Origin of the sequence: Pseudomonas sp. CFBP 8772, assembly GCF_014841665.1 — a bacterium.
In the GTDB taxonomy this organism is placed as follows: Bacteria; Pseudomonadota; Gammaproteobacteria; order Pseudomonadales; family Pseudomonadaceae; genus Aquipseudomonas; species Aquipseudomonas graminis_B.
The window spans coordinates 14332-33998 of record NZ_JACYUI010000016.1 but is presented as its reverse complement, the minus strand read 5'-3'; the positions used below and the strand labels follow the sequence as shown (position 1 = coordinate 33998).

The following is a 19667-nucleotide window of genomic DNA, read 5'->3' as shown; positions in this document are numbered from 1 at the left end:
AGGACTCTTAGAGGGCGGCGGAATCGGTGGAAAGGTCTTGCAGTTCAAGCGTCAGCGGCGTTGGCCCGGACAGCTTCACCCGCTCATTGGGCGCGAGTGACAGGGTCGCGCCCGTCACGTTCGGCCGAATCGGCAGGTCGGCGGCGTCCAGATCCAGCAGCGACACTAGGGTCACGCTGGCCGGGCGGCCGTAATCAAACAGTTCGTTGAGCGCCGCACGAATGGTGCGCCCGCTCATCAGCACGTCATCGATCAGCACCAAGTGCTGGCCTTCGATTTCGAACGGCAGCTCCGAAGGGCGCACCTGCGGGTGCAGGCCGTTCTGGCTGAAGTCGTCCCGATAAAAGGAGACGTCCAGCGTGCCCAGCGGGGACTCAATGTTGAGGGCTTCGAGGAGCGCCTGCGCGACCCACACACCACCGGTGCGAATGCCAATGAAACGAGGCTCTTTTATGCCGCGTTTGTTCAGGTGCGCGTCGAGATCAATAGCCATCTGGCTGATCAGTTCGGCGGGATTTGGCAGGCTCATGGTTGCTCCTTCAGGTGCCCCGGCGTGCGCTGCACGAACGTCCGGGGTAAATCGAATTCGGTTCAGCGTAGATGGATCAGGTTTCAAACAGCGCGGTGTTGGCTTCCAGCCAGCTTTGCAGCAGAAGCGCTGCGGCGATGGCGTCCACGGGATTGTCCCGGTAGCTGCCGTGCTGGCCGCGAGAGGCGCGCTCGCCTTTGGCCTCGAACGTGGTCAGGCGCTCGTCGTGGGTGTAAACCGGCAAGTTGAAGCGGCCGTTGAGCTTGCGCGAAAACTTCTCGGCGCGTGCGCTCATCTCGCTCGGCGTGCCGTCCATGTTCAGCGGCAGGCCGACCACGATGGCATCCGGCTTCCACTCGGCGATCAGCGCCTGAACCTTGTCCCAGTCGGGCACGCCGTTCTGCGCTTTCAGTGTGCAGAGCTCGCGTGCCTGTCCGGTGATCACTTGCCCGACGGCCACGCCGATCTGCTTGGTGCCGTAGTCGAATCCCAGCAGCAGGCGCAGTCCGGCCATCAGGCGTGACCCGCCTGGCTGGTCAGCAAGCTCAGGTTGACGCCCAGTTTGGCGGCGGCGGCGTTGAGCCGGTCTTCGCTTTCAACCTCGAACAGGATTGCCGGGTCGAACGCACAGTTCAGCCATGCATTGGCGGCAAACTCGGCGTCTAGCTGGCCTGCGTCCCAACCGGCATAACCGAGAGTGATCAGATTCTGATCAGGACCGTAGCCGTCTGCGATAGAGAAGAGGATGTCTTGGGAGGTCGAGAGCGAAATACCGCCCAGATCCACGGTCGCCTGGAACACCTGGCCGGAAGGGTGCAGGACAAAGCCGCGGTCGGTCTGCACCGGCCCGCCGAGGTGAATGGCTATGTCCTTGCACCGCGCAGGGGGCGGCAATTCGGGGCGCAGCTGTTCGAGGACGTCTGCCAGCGACAGGCTTTGCGGTCGGTTGATGATCAGACCCATGGCGCCATTGGCGTTGTGCTCGACGATGTAGGTCAAGGTCTGAGCGAAGTTCTCATCGTGCATGTGGGGCATGGCGATCAGAAACTGATGTTTGAGGTACGACGGAGAGACGTTTTTCATGAGCCCTAGTGTGGCGTTGCGGGGCTGTTGTGACAACTGGCAGAACTGACTCGCGGGCGGATAAATCGCGACGCAGGTCAGGTTTCATAGTGCGCGGCATTGGCTGATCAATTACTCGACAGCTTGTCCCCGCGCGCGAATTTCCAGGTGCGGATGATTTCAAGCCGGTCGATGTCGGCCAGATCGCCACTGAACGGCGCAAAGGGTGCGGCCAGCCGGACGATCTTCTGCGCTGCCTGATCCAGCAGCGGCTGGCCCGATGATTCGAGAATCAGCACTTCGTACAACGAGCCGTCGCGATTGATCGATACCATCATCCGCAAGCTGCCGTAGATCTGCTTGCGGCGCGCCTCATCCGGGTAGTTCAAGTTGCCGATGCGCTCGATCTTCTTGCGCCAGTCCTCTTTGTACCAGGCGCCCTTGTCGCGCATGGTCGAGGCCGCGCTCAGGCGGTGGATCTTCGGACGCTTGGCGTAGGCCTGCTGCTCATCCGCCAGTTCGGCTTCAAGGCTGGCGATTTCGCTGTTCAGCTGCGTGCTGTCGATGGTGGGCGCGACCTTCTTCTGTTCTTCCGGTTTGACCTCATCGCGCTTGGCGACGGTCTTTTGCGTGGACTGGGCTTTCGTGGCGACAGCTGTCTTCGGCGCGTCCTGCTTGATCACCGGTTTGGCGGCAGGCGGAGGCGTTACCTTGTTGATCTGATTGTCTTGGTACGGGGCGATTTCGGTGGTCTTGGGCACCGCTTTCTTGTCGAGGGTGCCGCTGCCCTGCTGGTTTTCCTGGGCGAGGAAGTCAGCGTCCTTGGGCTTGGTGCCGCTTCTGAAGGGGGCGAGGGTAATCTCCAGCGTCTGGCTGATCTTTTCCGGTTTGACGTAGGTGAAACCGACGCCAAGGATCACCGCCAGATGCACCAGTGCGGCGATCATCAGGGTAAACCCGAGGCGATCGGCAGGGCGCACGCCAGTGCGGGTCAGGGACAGGGGGAGATCATCGTCGACCGCAGCGTTCATCCACGCTCCGGCAGCACATGTGCCAGCATTACTACTCACCTAGCGCAAAAATTCAGGCCGCGCATGATAACGCAATGTCAGGACTGGCTTTGCGTTTGATGTCGCCGGGCCGATTAGTGGGAGGTGCGGTCCCTTGTAGGAGCGTGGCTTGTCCCGCGAACGGCGGGGCACCCGTCGCAAAACCGGCAAATGGGGTACACCCGATATGCCGTATTCGCCAGATTTGCTGCCGGTTCCCGGCAGATCGCGGGACAAGCCACGCTCCTACAACGTCGCGGCTAGACCTTCTGCAGCTTCTTCTCGATCACATCCATCAACATGCCGCCGATGTCCGTCCCGAACGCGTTGTCGATCTCGCGGATGCAGGTCGGGCTGGTGACGTTGATTTCGGTCAGGTGCTCGCCAATTACGTCCAGGCCTACGAACAGCAGGCCTTTTTCCCGCAGCGTCGGGCCGATTTCGGCGGCGATCCAGCGATCGCGGTCGGTCAGCGGGCGTGCTTCCCCCCAGCCTCCTTACGCCAGATGTTCCCATTTATTGGCATGGTATAAGGGTAAAAGTATGTGGGGAAGGAATCGAACCTCCGTTGGACGATTAATAGTCGCCTATTCTGCCATTAAATTACCCACACACAATAAGACTGTAGTTGATGGTGTGAGCGATGCCACTCAATGGCATTGGCTGCAGATGTGGATAGTTCCTGCGAGTTATGGTGTTAGTGTTGAGATGGTGTCTCGGCGATTATTCATTAACTAATTGAATTTGCTGGCCTATGTGGATTTTTTTCGAAGATTTTTATAAGCGTTATCGAAGCGGGGGTGCTGCCCGTAAAATGAATTTGCTATTACGAATCCAAGCATTATTTCGAATAAGTCCTGACGGCATATGTGCGCGTTTTATTCTCATGCCCTCTACAGGTTTTTTTATTGCCAATCGAAATTATAAAACTTTGATATATAGCGATTAGATCCGGGCCGATTAGCGGGAGGGGCGGGCCCCACCATTTCCCGTGGGAGGGAGCTTGCTCGCGAAGAGGCTTGAGCATCCGCTGAATCCTCGGCGGCTGGAATGCCACCTTCGTGAGCAAGGTGGAGCGCCACCCCGGTCACTCCCACAAGGAGCCGGGTTAAACGCGCGCCTGCAGCTTCTTCTCAATCACATCCATCAACATGCCGCCAATGTCCGTCCCGAACGCGTTGTCGATCTCGCGGATGCAGGTCGGGCTGGTGACGTTGATTTCGGTCAGGTGCTCGCCAATTACGTCCAGGCCTACGAACAGCAGGCCTTTTTCGCGCAGGGTCGGGCCGATTTCGGCGGCGATCCAGCGATCGCGGTCCGTCAGGGGGCGTGCTTCGCCCCGGCCACCGGCCGCCAGGTTGCCACGGGTTTCGCCGGCGGCGGGGATGCGCGCCAGGCAATAGGGCACAGGTTCGCCGTCGACCATCAGGATGCGCTTGTCACCGTCCTTGATCGCCGGCAGATACGCCTGGGCCATGATTTGCTCCTGGCCGTGCTTGGTCAGGGTTTCCAGAATCACCGAGAGGTTCGGATCGCCAACGCGGTGGCGGAAGATCGACGCGCCGCCCATCCCGTCCAGCGGTTTGAGGATGACGTCGCCATGCTTGGCGGCGAACTCACGAATGATGTCCGCACGGCGGCTGACCAGCGTCGGCGGGGTGCATTGCGGGAACAGCGTGGCGAACAGCTTCTCGTTGCAGTCACGCAGGCTTTGCGGCTTGTTGACCACCAGCACGCCGGCGCGCTCGGCTTGTTCGAGCAGATAGGTGGAGTAGACGAACTCCATGTCGAACGGCGGATCCTTGCGCATCAGGATCACGTCGAGGTCGTCCAGACCGCTGTCGACTTCAGCTTCCAGCTCGAACCAGTGGGCCGGGTCGGCGAAGACTTTCAGCGGTTTCATGCGGGCGCGGGCCTGGCCGGCGTCCTGATACAGGTCGTGCTGCTCCATATAGAACAATGACCAGCCGCGGGCTTGCGCTGCCAGGAGCATGGCCAGCGAGCTGTCCTTTTTATAGGAGATGCGCTCGATGGGGTCCATGACGATTCCCAGGCGAATGCTCATGGGTAATATCCTCTGATCGGTAAAGGCCACGACAGGCCGAAAATAGGCGTCAGGGTGGCGCCGCGCCGGCTTTGGGTCAAGGGGCAAGGCTTTATGGATTGACCGTGGAGAGTGTGCTAAAAAGGCTCGGCATCCGGTGTCGCGCCAGCCTTGCCTTGCCGCTTCCCGATGCCTCCGACCCAAAACCAGATGCCCGGCAGAAGGCAACCCATCTGATTCGCCGCGGCGATGGTAGAGCAGATATGGAACAGCATTCAGCCCCATTGAAAGTGATGGTCATCGACGACTCCCGAACGATTCGTCGCACTGCCGAGACCCTGCTGAAAAACGTCGGCTGTGAAGTGATCACCGCCATCGACGGCTTCGATGCATTGGCCAAGATTGCCGACAATCATCCCAGAATCATTTTCGTCGACATCATGATGCCCAGGCTCGACGGGTATCAGACGTGCGCGTTGATCAAGAACAATCGGGCGTTCAAATCCACGCCGGTGATCATGCTGTCCTCAAGGGACGGGCTGTTCGACAAGGCCAAGGGGCGCATCGTCGGTTCCGATCAGTTTTTGACCAAACCATTCAGCAAGGAAGAACTGCTCAGTGCGATCAAGGCCCATGTGCCCGGGTTCGTTGCAGTCGAACAACAACTATCTTGATGCTGTCCCCCTCGTGCGGGACGGCTGTTTCTATGGGGAAGCAACATGGCTCGAATTCTGATCGTCGATGACTCGCCGACCGAAATGTACAAGCTGACCGGCATGCTGGAGAAGCACGGCCATCAGGTCCTCAAGGCCGAAAACGGTGCCGACGGCGTGGCCCTGGCCCGTCAGGAAAAGCCCGATGCCGTGCTGATGGACATCGTCATGCCGGGCTTGAACGGTTTTCAGGCGACCCGTCAGCTGACCAAAGACGCTGACACCAGCATGATCCCCGTGATCATGATCACCACCAAGGATCAGGAAACCGACAAGGTCTGGGGCAAACGCCAGGGCGCGCGGGATTACCTGACCAAGCCGGTGGACGAAGAAACCCTCATGAAAACCCTGAACGCGGTGCTCGCGGGCTGACCCCCGGCTGACGCTCATGGCCCAGTCACGAACCGCCTTCCAGCTGCTGCTCGATATCGACCAGCGCTGCCGCTCCCTCGCTGCCGGCCTTCCGCTGCAGGAAACCCGACAGCAGGGTTGGGGCGGCATTGGCTTTCGCATGGGCGAGCGCCATTACGTGGCGCCCATGGGCGAGGTCGACGAAATCCTCCACGAGCCGCGCTGCGCGGTGTTGCCGGGCGCCAAGGCATGGGTCTGCGGCATTGCCAATCTGCGCGGCCGCTTGTTGCCGATCATGGATCTGTGCGCATTCTTCGGCCACGAGCTCTCGCCCTTGCGCAAACAGCGTCGCGTGCTGGTAATCGATTTTCAGGGGGTTTTTGTCGGCTTGCTCATTGACGAGGTGCTGGGCATGCAGCATTTCAGCGAGCGCAGTCTGATGCCGGAACCGGGGCACGACAGCGAAGCCCGCGTCGCGCCTTATACACAGGGGCGTTTCGTGCGCGAGCAGGTCTGGCAGGTGTTCAGCCCGAGAGCGCTGGTTCAGTCGCCGGATTTCATGGACGTAGCGGTTTGATACAGAACGGCAGCGTTGCGCCACTGTGCCGACGCCCCCTAAATCGAACATCAGGCGGAGCCCTGAGCAATGAGTAATACCGGCAAGTCACTGGAAGGCGCGCGCAGTCGATCACAGATCGTCGTGCTGTTCATCTGCCTCATCGTTTTCATCATGCTGCTGTTCGTCAACTTCGCGTACCTCAGCACGCAGTCCAACTACGACAAACAATACATCGGCCACGCCGGCGAGCTGCGCGTGCTGTCCCAGCGCATCGCCAAGAACGCCACGGAAGCGGCGGCGGGCAAGGCGGCGGCGTTCAAGCTGCTGGCCGACGCGCGCAACGACTTCGACACGCGCTGGCAGTATCTGAAGACAGGCGACAAGAACACCGGCCTGCCTGCTGCGCCCGCCGCGGTGAGCGATGAGCTGAAAGCCGTGCAGACCGACTGGGAAAACCTGCGCAAAAGCACTGACGTGATACTTGCCCGTGAGCAGACCGTGCTCTCGCTGCATCAGGTCGCGGCAACTCTCGCCGAGACCATCCCGCAGTTGCAGATCGAGTCGGAAAAGGTCGTCGACATCCTCCTGCAAACCCGTGCGCCCGCCAGCCAAGTGGCCCTTGCCCAGCGGCAGTCGCTGCTGGCCGAGCGGATACTGGGCGCAGTCAACACGGTGCTGTCGGGCGACGAAACGGCGGTTCAGGCAGCGGATGCTTTCGGTCGCGATGCCAGCCAGTTCGGGCGCGTGCTCAACGGCATGCTCGAAGGCAATGCCACCCTGAAGATCGCCCAGGTCGAAGACCGGGATGCGCGGGCGCGGCTGGCCGAGATCGCCGAGTTGTTCCAGTTCGTCTCGGGGTCGGTGGACGAGATTCTCGAAACCTCGCCGGAGCTGCTGGAAGTCCGGGAAGCGGCAGGCAGCATCTTTAATCTGTCGCAAACGCTCCTCGACGAAGCCTCGGTGCTCGCTAACAGCTTCGAGCACATGGCCGGTGGCCGCGCGGTGTACAGCTATGCCGGCTACATGCTGGGCCTGCTGGCCCTGGCGTCGATCATCCTGATAGGCCTGGTGATGGTGCGCGAAACCAATCGGCAGCTGCGCGAAACCGCCGAGAAGAACGAGCGCAATCAGAACGCGATCATGCGCCTGCTCGACGAGATCGAAGACCTGGCGGACGGTAATCTGACCGTGGCCGCTTCGGTCACCGAGGATTTCACCGGCGCCATTGCCGATTCGATCAACTACTCCATCGACCAACTGCGCGAGCTGGTGTCGACCATCAACCTCACCGCCGAGCAAGTGTTCGGCGCCGTGAAAGACACGCAGACCACCGCCACGCAACTGGCCGCTGCGTCCGAGCATCAGGCGTTGCAGATCGCAGCGGCGTCCAACGCCATCCATGACATGGCAACTTCCATCGATCAGGTCTCGGCCAATGCGTCCGAGTCCGTCGCGGTGGCCGAGCGGTCCGTGACCATCGCCAACAAGGGCAACGAAGTGGTGCATAACACCATCACCGGCATGGACAACATTCGCGAGCAGATTCAGGACACGTCCAAGCGCATCAAGCGGTTGGGCGAGTCTTCCCAGGAGATCGGCGATATCGTCAGCCTGATTGATGACATCGCCGACCAGACCAACATTCTCGCGCTCAACGCCGCGATCCAGGCCTCCATGGCCGGTGATGCCGGGCGCGGGTTTGCGGTGGTGGCCGATGAAGTCCAGCGGCTGGCCGAGCGCTCGTCGTCAGCCACCAAGCAGATCGAGACGCTGGTGCGTGCGATTCAGAACGACACCAACGAAGCGGTGATCTCCATGGAGCAGACCACCGCAGAAGTGGTGCGCGGTGCGCGGCTGGCGCAGGATGCCGGTGTCGCGCTCGAAGAGATCGAAGGCGTGTCCAAGATCCTCGCCGCGCTGGTCGAAAGCATCACCAATGCAGCGCAGCAGCAGGCGGCATTGGGTCAGCAGATATCCTCGACCATGCTGGTGATTCAGCAGACCACCACGCAGACCACCTCAGGCACGGCGGCCACCGCTCGGAGCATGGGCAATCTGGCGAAGATGGCCAGCGAGATGCGCCGCTCGGTGTCCGGCTTCACGCTGCCGACATCGCGGCAGTGATGGCCGTTGTGAAGGCGCGTTTGATAGCCCCGCTAATGCACCCGTTACTGCACATGAAGCAGCGTCAAGGCACAGGCAACCGGAGTCACCATGGCTGACCGTCACGATTACGTGGCCCTGGAGTGGGTCAAAGGCGAAATAGCCGAAACCCTCACCCACGCCCGACAGGCGCTGGACACCTTCGTCGCCCAGCCTCACGACGCAGCGGCGATGGACGAGTGCCTCGAGCTCATCCATCAGGTTCACGGCAGCCTGCAGATGATCGAGTTCTACGGCGCCGCGCTGTTCGCCGAGGAAATCGAACAGCTGGCGCTGGCACTGAAACAAGGCCATGTCGCCCAGGAAAACGAAGCGATTCAACTGCTGAATCTGGCGATGACCCAGCTGCCGGTCTATCTGGAGCGTGTGCACTCCGCTCGCCGTGATCTGCCGTTGGTGGTGCTGCCGCTGCTCAACGACTTACGCAGCGCCAGGGGCGAAAGCCTGCTGTCCGAGACCAGCCTGTTCTCGCCGCAATTGCTGTCCATTCCCGCCCTTGATGCCGACGCGTTGGCCGAGCGCGACAGCCCGGAACTGCCCGCGAAACTGCGCAAGCTGCGGCAAACGCTGCAAACGGCACTGGTCGGGCTGCTTCGCGATCAGGATGTTCAGACTCAGCTCGGTTACATGGGCAAGGTGTTCTCGCGGCTTGAGGTGTTGTGCGAGGACGCGCCCCTCGAACCGCTGTGGCGCATCGCTTCCGCGCTGGTCGAAACCATGCTCAGCGGCAACTTCACCAACAGCCCGGCGCTGCGCAGTCTGTTCAAGGACGCTGACAAAGAACTCAAACGTCTGCTGGATCAGGGTATTGAAGGCATCAATCAGCCTGCGCCCGACGAACTCCTGAAAAGCCTGTTGTTTTACATCGCCAAGTCCGACAGCGAGGCGCAGAAGATGACGGACTTGAAGGATCAGTACGCCCTTGCCGATGCCCTGCCCCACAGTGCCTTGGTTGCTGAAGAACGTGCGCGTATGGCCGGGCCGGATCGCGACGCCATGCGCTCGGTGATCATTGCCCTGTGCGATGAGCTGGTGCGCACCAAGGAGCGGCTCGACGTTTTTGTGCGCGGGGACCGTCAACACGTCAGTGAGCTGAGCGCTTTGCTGCCGCCGCTACGGCAGATCGCCGACACCCTGGCGGTGCTGGGATTTGGGCAGCCGCGCAAAGTTATCATCGATCAGATGACCGTGGTGCAGGGCATGGCCCAAGGACAACGCGCGCCCGACGATGCCACGTTGATGGACGTCGCCGGTGCGTTGCTGTACGTCGAGTCCACCCTCGCGGGCATGGCCGGAACGGTCAACCAGAGCAGCCCCGAAGAGAGCCGTCTGCCCACCACAGACCTCAGTCAGATTCACCAGCTGGTCATCAAGGAAGCGCGCATTGTCCTGCAGCAGGCCAAGGATGTGATCGACGATTACGTCGACGGCGAGCTGGACCGGGCACGTCTGCTGCCGCTGTCCGAGCAACTGGTTCAGGTGCGCGGCGCATTGGCGATGATCCCCCTGGCGCGGGCATCCGGCCTGCTGGCGGCCTGTAACGATTACATCACCGAGCACCTGCTGGTCGACACCGAAAGCCCGGCGGCCTCGCAGCTCGATCACTTGGCGGACGTGATCATCGGCGTCGAGTATTACCTCGAACGCATGGCCGAGGACCCGGAAGCGCCGGGTGAGCACGTGCTGGATCTGGCCCAGGAGAGTCTCGCCCGGCTCGGTTATTCACCGGTCCCGGAAGCACTGGATGTGCCGGTGCTCGAAGAAATCATCAGCGAAGAAGAGCTGCAAGACCTGCACGAACGCCAGGCCTTGGTCAGCCCGAGCCGGACCCTCGCCGAAGTGCTGGCCAGCCCGTTGTCGGCGGTCAACCCGCCGGCGCGCGATATGCCGGCCAGCCTGTTGCCGCCGCCGAAGGGTGAGCAGGCAATCGATGACGAGCTGCGCGAAGTCTTCCTCGAAGAAACCGACGAGATGCTCGAAGCCCTGCGCGAGTACGTGCCGCGCTGGCTTGCCGATCCTGGCAATCTCTCGGCGCTGGGCGAAATTCGTCGGGCGTTTCACACGCTCAAGGGCAGCGGCCGGATGGTCCGTGCGCTGATTCTGGGCGAGCTGGCGTGGTCGGTGGAGAACCTGCTGAACCGCGTGCTGGAGCGCAGCGTCGAGCCGGACGCACGGGTGCAGCAGTTGCTCACAGACGTGCAGGCCTTACTGCCGGACGTGATTCGCGATTTCGCCGAGGATGTTCAGCGCCAGCGCGACGATGTCGATCAACTGGCGGCCCAGGCCCACGCGCTGGCCCAGGGTGATGCGGGCGACGTCGAGCCTGCGCAGCGGCTGGAGGATGAAGAGGGTTTTGATCCGCAGTTGCTGGAGATTTTCCGACAGGAAGCCCACACCCACCTGAACACCATGGCTCGCTACCTCGACGCTGCGCAGGACCATGATGCGCCGCTGTTCAGTGATGATCTGCTGCGCGCGCTGCACACCCTCAAAGGCAGCGCTTACATGGCGGGCGTTTTGCCGATCGCCGAGCTGGCGAGCCCGCTGGATCAGTTGGTGCGCGAGTTCAAGACCAATCTGATCGCGGTCAGCCAGGGCGAAATCGACCTGCTGCGGGCGGCCGAGCCTTTGTTCCATCAAGGCCTGTCCCAGTTGAATGTCGACCCGCTGATGCCCATCGAAGGCGCCGCCGCGCTGATTCAACAAGCCCATGAGTTGCTCGAAGCGCGCCTGGCCGATGCGTTGAGCGACGACAGCAATGGCCTGCGCACGCGGCGCAATCCCCAGCTGATTGCGAGCTTTCTGGCCGAAGGCATGGACATCCTGCTGGACGCTGACAATTTGCTCAAAGACTGGCGCCAGCACCCCGGCCATCGCCAGGAACTGAATGCGCTGCTCGACGAACTGACCATGCTCGGCCACGGCGCGCACGTAGCCGACCTGCCCCAGGTCGATGAGCTCTGCGAAGCACTGCTCGACCTGTATGGCGCCGTAGAGGAGAGCAGCCTTGCGGTCAGCGAGCGGTTTTTCGACGAAGCCGAAAAGGCCCACGAAGCGCTGATCAACATGCTCGATCAGGTCGCCGCCGGACAGGAAGTCCAGCCGTGCCCCGAGCGCGTGGGCGCCTTGCGCGGTCTGCTCGCCGAAGCGCTGGACCCCGGCGCAATGGGCGTTATCAAACGTGATCGCGGTGGGGCGACAAGCATCACGAACATGGAGGAGGTCACCGAGCATCTCGCTCAACCCGCCCAGCCTGCCCGGGATGATTTCGATCAGGAAATCGTCGAGATCTTCCTCGAGGAGGCGGTGGATATTCTCGACATCGCCGGCCCTGCGCTGCAGCGCTGGCTCGACGACCCGGAAAACCCGCTGCCGCTGTCATCGTTGCAGCGTGACCTGCACACCCTCAAAGGGGGCGCGCGCATGGCCGAAATCGGCCCGGTGGGCGACCTCGGTCATGAACTGGAATCGCTCTACGAAGGCCTGCTCGACCGACGTTGCGGTTATTCGCCGCAATTGGCCGAGCTGCTAGTGCACAGCCACGATCACTTGTCGCTGATGCTTGAGCAGCTGCAGCACCGTTCGGCGCTGACCAGTCCCGCGCCGCTGATCGAGAAAATTCGCGAGTTTCGTCAGCGCAACTGCTACCTGCTGCCCAATGACGGCGAGACGCGCAACGTCAGTGCAATGATTCACTCGCTGGACGAGCGCGATCCGGAACTGCTGGAGATCTTCCTCGAAGAAGCCGACGACATCATCGAGAGCAGCAGTGCGGCATTGGTACGTTGGCAGGCCGACCCTCAGAACGCGCAGGAAGTCGAGAACCTGCTGCGCGATCTGCACACGCTCAAGGGCGGCGCGCGGATGGTAGAAATCGCGCCAATTGGCGATCTGGCCCATGAGCTGGAGTCGCTGTACGAGGGATTGTCGTCCGGCGCGCTGAAAAACAGCGCGCTGCTCAACGGCCTGCTGCAAAGCGGCCACGACATGCTCGCCGACATGGTTGATGCCGTTCGGGGTTACGAGCCGTTGCCCAATCCGGCGCTGCTGATCGAGAGCATCGGTCACTACACCTCGTCCGGAGCCGCCCGCGAGCCCGTCGAAAAACCTCAGGAGGTGCCGGCTGCGCTGCCAGCGCCTGCTGTTGATCCGGCGGCGGCACAGGCCGAGGCCGATGGCGAGCGTACCGGACCGGAGATGATCAAGGTCCCGGCCGAGCAGCTGGAAGACCTGGCGAATCTGGCCGGGGAGACCTCGATATTCCGGGGCCGTGTCGAGCAGCAGGTCAGCGACGCGCAGATCACCCTGGTCGAAATGGAAACCACCATCGAGCGGATGCGCGATCAGCTGCGCCGACTCGACATCGAGACCCAGGGCCGTATTCTCAGCCGTGACCATCACACCGATCGGCACGGATATGAAGCATTCGACCCGCTGGAAATGGACCGTCATTCGCAGCTGCAGCAGTTGTCCCGCGCGCTGTTCGAGTCCGCGTCCGACCTGATGGACCTTAAGGAAACCCTTGACACCCGCGCCCATGAGGCCGAAACCCTGCTGCTGCAACAGGCACGGGTGAACACCGAACTGCAGGAAAGCCTGATGCGCACGCGCATGGTGCCGTTCGAACGGATGGTGCCGCGCCTGCGCCGAATTGTCCGTCAGGTATCGGGCGAGCTGAACAAGAAGGTCAAGTTCGACGTCATCAACGCCGAGGGTGAGATGGATCGCAACGTCCTTGAACGCATGGTTGCGCCCTTGGAGCACATGCTGCGCAACGCGGTCGACCATGGTCTGGAGAGCGTCGAGGAACGCCTGGCCGCCGGTAAATCCGAGTGGGGGCATATCACGCTGAGTCTTGCCCACGAAGGTGGTGACATCGTCATCGAGATGCGCGACGACGGCGCCGGTGTCGACTTCGAGGCCGTGCGGCGCAAGGCGATCAAGCGCGGCATGATCAGTCCCGACGCCGAGCTGAGCGAACACGACATTCTGCAGTTCATCCTGCGCGCGGGCTTTTCCACCGTCGAGACCATCACCCAGATTTCCGGGCGCGGCGTCGGCATGGACGTGGTGCACGCCGAGGTCAAGGACCTTGGCGGTTCGATGGTCATTGATTCCAGGGCGGGAGAGGGCGCGCGTTTCCGCGTCCGCTTGCCGTTCTCGGTGTCGGTCAATCGGGCGCTGATGGTGCAAAGCGGCGAGGAGCAGTACGCCGTGCCGCTGAACAGTATCGAGGGCATCGTGCGCGTGATGCCGAGCGAGCTGGAGACCTGTTATCACTCGGTGCCGCCGCGCTACGAGTACAGCGGACGGAGTTACGAATTGCGTTATCTGGGCGAACTGCTCAATAACGGTCATCCGCCGAAACTGAGTGGCCAGACACAGACCCAGCCGCTGCCGGTGCTTTTGGTCCACGTACACGATCAGTGGGTCGCGGTGCAGGTGGATGCGCTGGCCGGCTCGCGGGAAATCGTGGTGAAAAACCTGGGTCCTCAGTTTTCGTCGATACCCGGCATTGCCGGCGCGACCATTCTCGGGGACGGCCGCGTGGTGCTGATTCTCGACCTGTTTGCGCACATCCGGCGCTTTCACGCCAAGCTGCTGGCGCTGCACGTCGCGGGGCATGCGCCGGTGCGCCATGTCGAACCCGAACAGGCGCGGCCGTTGCTGGTGATGGTGGTGGATGATTCGGTAACGGTGCGCAAGGTCACCGGCCGCTTGCTGGAGCGCAACGGCATGAACGTGCTGACGGCCAAAGATGGCGTCGATGCCATGGCGCTGCTGCAGGAGCACACCCCGGACATCATGCTGCTGGACATCGAAATGCCGCGCATGGACGGCTTTGAGGTGGTCAGCAAGATTCGCGGAGACGACGCCTTGAAGCACCTGCCGATCATAATGATTACGTCGCGATCAGGGCAGAAGCACCGCGACCACGCCATGGCGCTGGGGGTGAACGAATACATGAGCAAGCCGTATCAGGAAGCCGCATTGCTGGAAAGCATCGCTCACTGGAGCCACGCCCATGTCTGACACGACGACGCAAACGGCGCGGCTGACCAGCCTGACCGGGTTGCTGATCCCCCTCAGCGACCGGCAGTTGTTGCTGCCCAACGTCGCCGTCGCCGAGCTGATCGACTATCAGGACAGCGTCGCCAACCCCGCCGCACCCCAGTGGTACCTGGGCCCAATCAACTGGCGCAACCGCAGCCTGCCGCTGCTCAGCTTCGAAGCCGCCTGCGGCAGCCGCGCCCGTGTCGGAGGCCGCGCCCGCATCGTCGTGCTCAACGCCCTCGGCGGCCGGCCTGACCTCAAATTCATCGCCCTGCTGACCCAAGGGATTCCGCGCTCCTGCAAACTCGATAGCCAACTCAGCTATGTTGACGTGCCGCTGGCAGAGCTGGAACTGGCCGCGGTGCAAGTGGGCGAGACCGTGGCGAAGATCCCGGACCTTGTGGCTCTGGAAGAGTGGCTGGTGGATGCGGGGTTGATTCAGGTGACGCCGAGCTTGTAAGAGACTCCCCGGCTCTCAAGCGCCGCAGGTTGCATGCCGGACACAGCCCCTGTAGGAGTGAGCTTGCTCGCGAAGACTGCTTTTCAGCCGCTGAAAATTTGGTGGATGTACCGACCCTTTCGTCCGTATGCGGCCCAGAGCAAGCTCGCTTCCAGGACTGCATGTCACCCGCCGCAGGTTGCATGCCCAACACAGCCCTTGTGGGAGTGAGCTTGCTCACGAAGACTGCATTTCAGCTGCTGGAGATTTAGCGACCGTCCTGGCCTCTTCGCGAGCAAGCTCGCTCCCACAATTTGATCTCCTGCGTGCTCAACTTGTGTCTGTCCGAAGGATTCAGGAGTTGCCAGCGGAAGCCGGCTCAGATCAGGCTGAAGTGTTTCGCTTTCACAGATTCAATGTCGGTGAGGTTCCCTGCATCGGCATCCGCTATGCCGTCCGAGACAGCCTGCATCTGGTGCTTCTCGGCCTCGATGTAGCGGCTCAGTGCTTGCTGAAGGTGATATTGCCGATCACGCCCAGTGGCGCCGACCAACTGGTCAAGTGTTTGTACTGTTTCTTCATCGGCTTGAAATGACAGGACAGTCGATGACATGAGATCTCCGGGCGCTTGAAAGGCATATATGTCGCTCTCAAAGGTAGGAGTCTGGGTCGAAAAAGGCAATTCAGGCGGTCGCGGCATCGGGATCAGACTTCAAATTTGTGAAGCAGACAGTTTAATCAGTCAAAAAGGGTCGACTGCGGTACATATATATCGCTTTCCTCTCAAATCCCTTCTAGACGCTGAGCCGAATAAACCGCATATTCGGCTCATGCCGTGAGCCGAATAGGGTTGCTAATCGGCTCACACCCCTCCGAGGCGTTCCGTGAAACAGTCAGCAACGTGGATTTGGCAACACCCCAAATGGCCGTCCTTTTCCTGGGACGTGGAGCCGTTGGCGCCGCTGTTGCGGGCGTGTACCCAGGCGCAGGGTCAGTTATTGGGGATGATTGGCGCGTCGGGCACCGGCGCGAATGTCGAGCGCGAACTGGACGCCTTGCTGCAAAACGTCATCACCTCCTCGGCGATTGAAGGTGAGCAACTCAACGTGGAGTCGGCGCGCTCTTCGCTGGCAAAGCGGCTCGGGCTCGCCAGCGATGACCGCGTGACTGCACGCAGTGAAGGTCTGGCGGAGCTGATGCTGGACGCCACTCAACAGCACGATGGGCCGCTTACGTCTGAGCGGCTGATGCACTGGCATCGCTTGTTGTTTCCCGACACTAGCGCGCTGACGGCACGCCCCATTCAGGTCGGAACGCTCAGAGGGCCTGAGCCCATGCAGGTCGTGTCCGGTCGCATCGACCGGCCCGTGGTGCATTTCGAGGCGCCTGGACGCGAAGGCCTGGAGCAAAAGCTCGATGACTTTTTCTACTGGTTCAACAGCAGCCATGCCGACCCTACCCTCGACCCTTTGGTCCGCGCGGGCATCGCGCATTTCTGGTTCGTGACGCTGCACCCGTTCGACGATGGCAACGGACGTTTGACCCGCGCGATCACTGACTTGGCCATGGCCCAGGGCGAACATCAGGCCATACGCTTTTACGCCATGTCCGCGAGCATCCTCGCCCGCCGTCAGGACTACTACCGGATTCTGGAAGCGACCCAGCGTGGTGACCTGAACATCACTGAATGGCTCGTCTGGTTTTTACAGACCTTGCTCCACACGCTTGAGCAGGCCATGCAACGTATCGAGCGAGTGCTGGCGAAGGCGAGATTCTGGCAAGCCCATCGGGATGACGGGCTGTCTCCCGAGCAGACCAAGGTGCTTAATCGATTGTTGAATGGCGACCTGCTGTCGGAGAAACCCGACGCGGGTTTTACCGGTGGCATCAGCGCCGCTCAATACCAGGCGGTTGCCAAAGTCAGTAAAGCCACCGCCACCCGGCATCTTCGAGACCTTCTGGAAAAAGGCTGCCTGCTTAAACTCCCGGGCGGCGGGCGCAGCACCCGTTATCAGATCAACTGGGCGGACTGATCATTACTCTCAGCGTAACGATCCCGCCAGTTACTTGATTGATGCCGCACTTGAACCCCTCCTAATCTGCCCCACGACAGCGAACTCGTGGAGTCAGCATGACCACAACAACGAAACTTGACCCGCGCTGGTCGCGTCGTCGCACTGAAAAACTGCGACGGCTCGACCTGGTGCGTTCCTTCGCCGATGGCGTTGTACTGCCGACTGACAAGATTGTCGCGGCGCTTGAGGCGTTGATTGCGCCGGGCGATCGCGTGGTGCTGGAAGGCAATAACCAGAAGCAGGCGGATTTCCTGTCCTGCTCACTGGTGAAGGCCGATCCCGCCAAGCTCCACGACCTGCACATGATCATGCCCAGCGTCGGCCGTGCCGAGCATCTGGACCTGTTCGAACGCGGCATCGCCCGCAAGCTGGATTTCTCCTTCGCCGGTACGCAAAGCCTGCGCATCAGCCAGTTGCTGGAAGACGGCCTGCTGGAAATTGGTGCGATTCATACGTACATCGAGCTGTATTCCCGCCTGCTGGTTGACCTGATTCCCAACGTCGTGCTCTCGGCCGGTTTCATGGCTGACCGCGCTGGCAACATCTACACCGGCGCCAGCACCGAAGACACCCCCGCCCTGATCGAACCGGCCGCCTTCAGCGACGGTATCGTCATCGTGCAGGTCAACCAGTTGGTGGACGACGTCAGCGACCTGCCGCGCGTGGACATCCCGGCGTCATGGGTCGATTTCGTGGTTGTTGCCGACAAGCCGTTCTACATCGAGCCGCTGTTCACCCGCGACCCACGCCACATCAAGCCGGTGCACGTGCTGATGGCGATGATGGCGATTCGCGGGATCTACGAGAAACACAACGTCCAGTCCCTCAACCACGGCATCGGCTTCAACACCGCAGCCATCGAGTTGATCCTGCCGACCTACGGTGAATCCCTGGGCCTGAAGGGCAAGATCTGCCGCAACTGGACGCTTAATCCGCACCCGACGCTGATCCCCGCCATCGAAAGCGGCTGGGTCGAAAGCGTGCATTGCTTCGGCACCGAGCTGGGCATGGAAAACTACATTGCCGCACGGCCCGACGTGTTCTTCACCGGCCACGATGGCTCCATGCGCTCCAACCGGATGATGTGCCAGCTGGCCGGGCAGTACGCGGTTGACCTGTTCATTGGCGCCACGCTGCAAGTCGACGGCGACGGCCATTCCTCCACCGTTACGCGCGGGCGCCTCGCAGGCTTCGGTGGCGCGCCGAACATGGGTCACGACCCGCGCGGCCGGCGTCACGCCACGCCCGCCTGGCTGGACATGCGCCAGCAAAGCGGTGACGGGCCGGACGCCTATCTTGAGCGCGGCAAGAAGCTCGTCGTGCAAATGGTTGAGACTTTCCAGGAGGGCGGCAAACCCACTTTCGTCGAGACGCTGGACGCTGTCGAAGTCGCGAAAAAGAGCGGCATGCCCCTGGCGCCGATCATGATCTACGGCGACGACGTCACCCATTTGCTGACCGAAGAAGGCATCGCCTATCTGTACAAGGCACGAACGCTTGAAGAGCGTCAGGCCATGATCGCCGCCGTGGCGGGGGTGACCTCCATCGGCCTGCGCCACAACCCGAAAGACACCGCCCGCATGCGCCGCGAAGGGCTGATTGCGCTGCCTGAGGATCTGGGCATTCGTCGCACCGATGCCAGCCGCGAACTGCTCGCCGCCAAGAGCATCGCCGAGCTGGTGGAATGGTCCGGCGGTTTGTACAACCCGCCTGCGAAATTCAGGAGTTGGTGATGCGCGCACTCAACGTAGCTTTCGATGCCTTCGATGCAGCGCCCGGTTCGGCCTGGCTGGCTGAGCGCCTGGCTGATCTGGCCGTGGATGCACTGATCGACGAAGCCGACCTGTCGCCAAAACCGGCGCTGGTCGATCGTCGCAGCAGTGGCGCTCACACAGATCTGCACCTAGGCTTGATGCACGCATCAGCGCTGTCGCTGTGGCCGGCGTTCAAGCAAATGGCCGACGCCGCCATCGCCATCGGCGAGCTCAACCCGGCACTGCGGGAAACCATCGGCCGCCTCGGCCGCGAGGGTGAAGCCGCGATGATGCGCACCACCAATGGGGTGAACACCCACCGTGGCGCGATCTGGGCATTGGGTTTGCTGGTCACCGCTGCCGCGCTGAATCCCGATGATCTTTCTCCAGAAGGGCTGAGCCGACGCGCAGGCCAACTGGCATTGATCGAGGATCGTCATCAGACCGCCAACCAGAGCCATGGCCAAGCCGTTGCGCAGAAATACGGCGCAACGGGTGCCCGGGAGCAAGCGCAAGCGGGTTTCCCTGCCGTGACTCAAACCGGCTTGCCGCAACTCCTCCGCAGCCGCGCCGCCGGGCATGGCGAGCAGAACGCGCGACTCGATGCACTGCTGGCGATCATGACCACGCTGTCCGATACCTGCGTGCTGTATCGCGCCGGTGAAGCAGGCCTGCACGCCATGCAACACGGTGCGCAGCAGGTCCTGGACGCCGGCGGCAGCGCGACCCTCAGCGGCCGTCGCGCGCTGAATCAGCTGGATCAACAACTGCTGAGCCTGAACGCCTCTCCCGGCGGCGCTGCCGACTTGCTAGCCGCTTGCCTGTTTATTGATCGCCTGGAGCCTGCGCTCGGCGATGCAACGAGGAACGTCTGA

General features: G+C 61.7%; 15 protein-coding genes, 1 tRNA gene and 1 pseudogene. 9 read left to right on the top strand and 8 right to left on the bottom strand.

Annotated elements, in window-relative coordinates:
- Positions 1-7: 7 nt before the first annotated feature.
- The 7 genes and pseudogenes from pyrR to gshB all read right to left on the bottom strand — a co-directional run bounded on the left by pyrR (position 8) and on the right by gshB (position 4705).
- Positions 8-529, bottom strand: coding sequence for a bifunctional pyr operon transcriptional regulator/uracil phosphoribosyltransferase PyrR (gene pyrR, locus IFT99_RS23770; RefSeq protein WP_065991161.1), 522 nt, complete (start codon positions 527-529; stop codon positions 8-10).
- Between the two features lie 76 nt (positions 530-605).
- Positions 606-1043 (bottom strand): Holliday junction resolvase RuvX, encoded by a 438-nt coding sequence (gene ruvX, locus IFT99_RS23765; RefSeq protein ID WP_074892374.1) that lies wholly within the window; start codon positions 1041-1043, stop codon positions 606-608.
- Complete coding sequence (locus IFT99_RS23760; RefSeq protein ID WP_192135526.1) at positions 1043-1612, bottom strand: YqgE/AlgH family protein; 570 nt, start codon at positions 1610-1612, stop codon at positions 1043-1045. Before IFT99_RS23760 ends, ruvX begins: the two co-directional genes overlap by 1 nt.
- A 107-nt stretch (positions 1613-1719) precedes the next feature.
- Positions 1720-2622, bottom strand: coding sequence for an energy transducer TonB (locus tag IFT99_RS23755; RefSeq protein ID WP_192135524.1), 903 nt, complete (start codon positions 2620-2622; stop codon positions 1720-1722).
- 278 nt (positions 2623-2900) lie between these two features.
- Positions 2901-3137, bottom strand: a pseudogene (locus IFT99_RS23750) (glutathione synthase); the annotation flags it as partial.
- 45 nt (positions 3138-3182) lie between these two features.
- Positions 3183-3253: transfer RNA gene (locus IFT99_RS23745), tRNA-Asn, on the bottom strand.
- A gap of 495 nt (positions 3254-3748) precedes the next feature.
- On the bottom strand, positions 3749-4705 hold the full coding sequence (gshB, locus tag IFT99_RS23740; protein WP_192135522.1) for a glutathione synthase: 957 nt from the start codon (positions 4703-4705) through the stop codon (positions 3749-3751).
- A 242-nt stretch (positions 4706-4947) separates the two neighbouring features.
- Between gshB and pilG the strand changes: the two genes are divergently transcribed.
- The 6 genes from pilG (at position 4948) to IFT99_RS23710 (ending at position 14984) form a co-directional block, all read left to right on the top strand.
- Complete coding sequence (gene pilG / locus IFT99_RS23735; protein WP_065991170.1) at positions 4948-5358, top strand: twitching motility response regulator PilG; 411 nt, start codon at positions 4948-4950, stop codon at positions 5356-5358.
- A 45-nt stretch (positions 5359-5403) separates the two neighbouring features.
- A complete protein-coding gene (pilH, locus tag IFT99_RS23730) occupies positions 5404-5769 on the top strand; it encodes a twitching motility response regulator PilH (protein ID WP_065991171.1) in 366 nt (121 codons plus the stop codon).
- Between the two features lie 16 nt (positions 5770-5785).
- On the top strand, positions 5786-6325 hold the full coding sequence (locus IFT99_RS23725) for a chemotaxis protein CheW (RefSeq protein WP_192135520.1): 540 nt from the start codon (positions 5786-5788) through the stop codon (positions 6323-6325).
- 69 nt (positions 6326-6394) lie between these two features.
- Complete coding sequence (locus IFT99_RS23720) at positions 6395-8431, top strand: methyl-accepting chemotaxis protein (RefSeq protein WP_192135518.1); 2037 nt, start codon at positions 6395-6397, stop codon at positions 8429-8431.
- A 90-nt stretch (positions 8432-8521) separates the two neighbouring features.
- A complete protein-coding gene (locus tag IFT99_RS23715) occupies positions 8522-14503 on the top strand; it encodes a hybrid sensor histidine kinase/response regulator (protein ID WP_192135516.1) in 5982 nt (1993 codons plus the stop codon).
- Complete coding sequence (locus IFT99_RS23710; RefSeq protein WP_192135514.1) at positions 14496-14984, top strand: chemotaxis protein CheW; 489 nt, start codon at positions 14496-14498, stop codon at positions 14982-14984. The genes IFT99_RS23715 and IFT99_RS23710 overlap by 8 nt, the downstream gene beginning before the upstream one ends.
- 358 nt (positions 14985-15342) lie before the next feature.
- On the opposite strand, the gene IFT99_RS23705 is transcribed toward IFT99_RS23710, so the two are convergent.
- The gene (locus tag IFT99_RS23705; RefSeq protein WP_192135512.1) at positions 15343-15576 is read right to left on the bottom strand and encodes a CopG family ribbon-helix-helix protein; all 234 of its coding nucleotides are present in this window, start codon (positions 15574-15576) and stop codon (positions 15343-15345) included.
- 271 nt (positions 15577-15847) lie between these two features.
- Here IFT99_RS23705 and IFT99_RS23700 point away from each other — a divergent pair, with 271 nt between their 5' ends.
- The 3 genes from IFT99_RS23700 (at position 15848) to IFT99_RS23690 (ending at position 19667) form a co-directional block, all read left to right on the top strand.
- Positions 15848-16996, top strand: a complete 1149-nt coding sequence (locus IFT99_RS23700; RefSeq protein WP_192135505.1) for a DUF4172 domain-containing protein — start codon at positions 15848-15850, stop codon at positions 16994-16996.
- A 98-nt stretch (positions 16997-17094) separates the two neighbouring features.
- Positions 17095-18771, top strand: coding sequence for a malonate decarboxylase subunit alpha (gene mdcA, locus IFT99_RS23695; protein WP_192135504.1), 1677 nt, complete (start codon positions 17095-17097; stop codon positions 18769-18771).
- Positions 18771-19667 (top strand): triphosphoribosyl-dephospho-CoA synthase, encoded by an 897-nt coding sequence (locus tag IFT99_RS23690; protein WP_192135503.1) that lies wholly within the window; start codon positions 18771-18773, stop codon positions 19665-19667. The genes mdcA and IFT99_RS23690 overlap by 1 nt, the downstream gene beginning before the upstream one ends.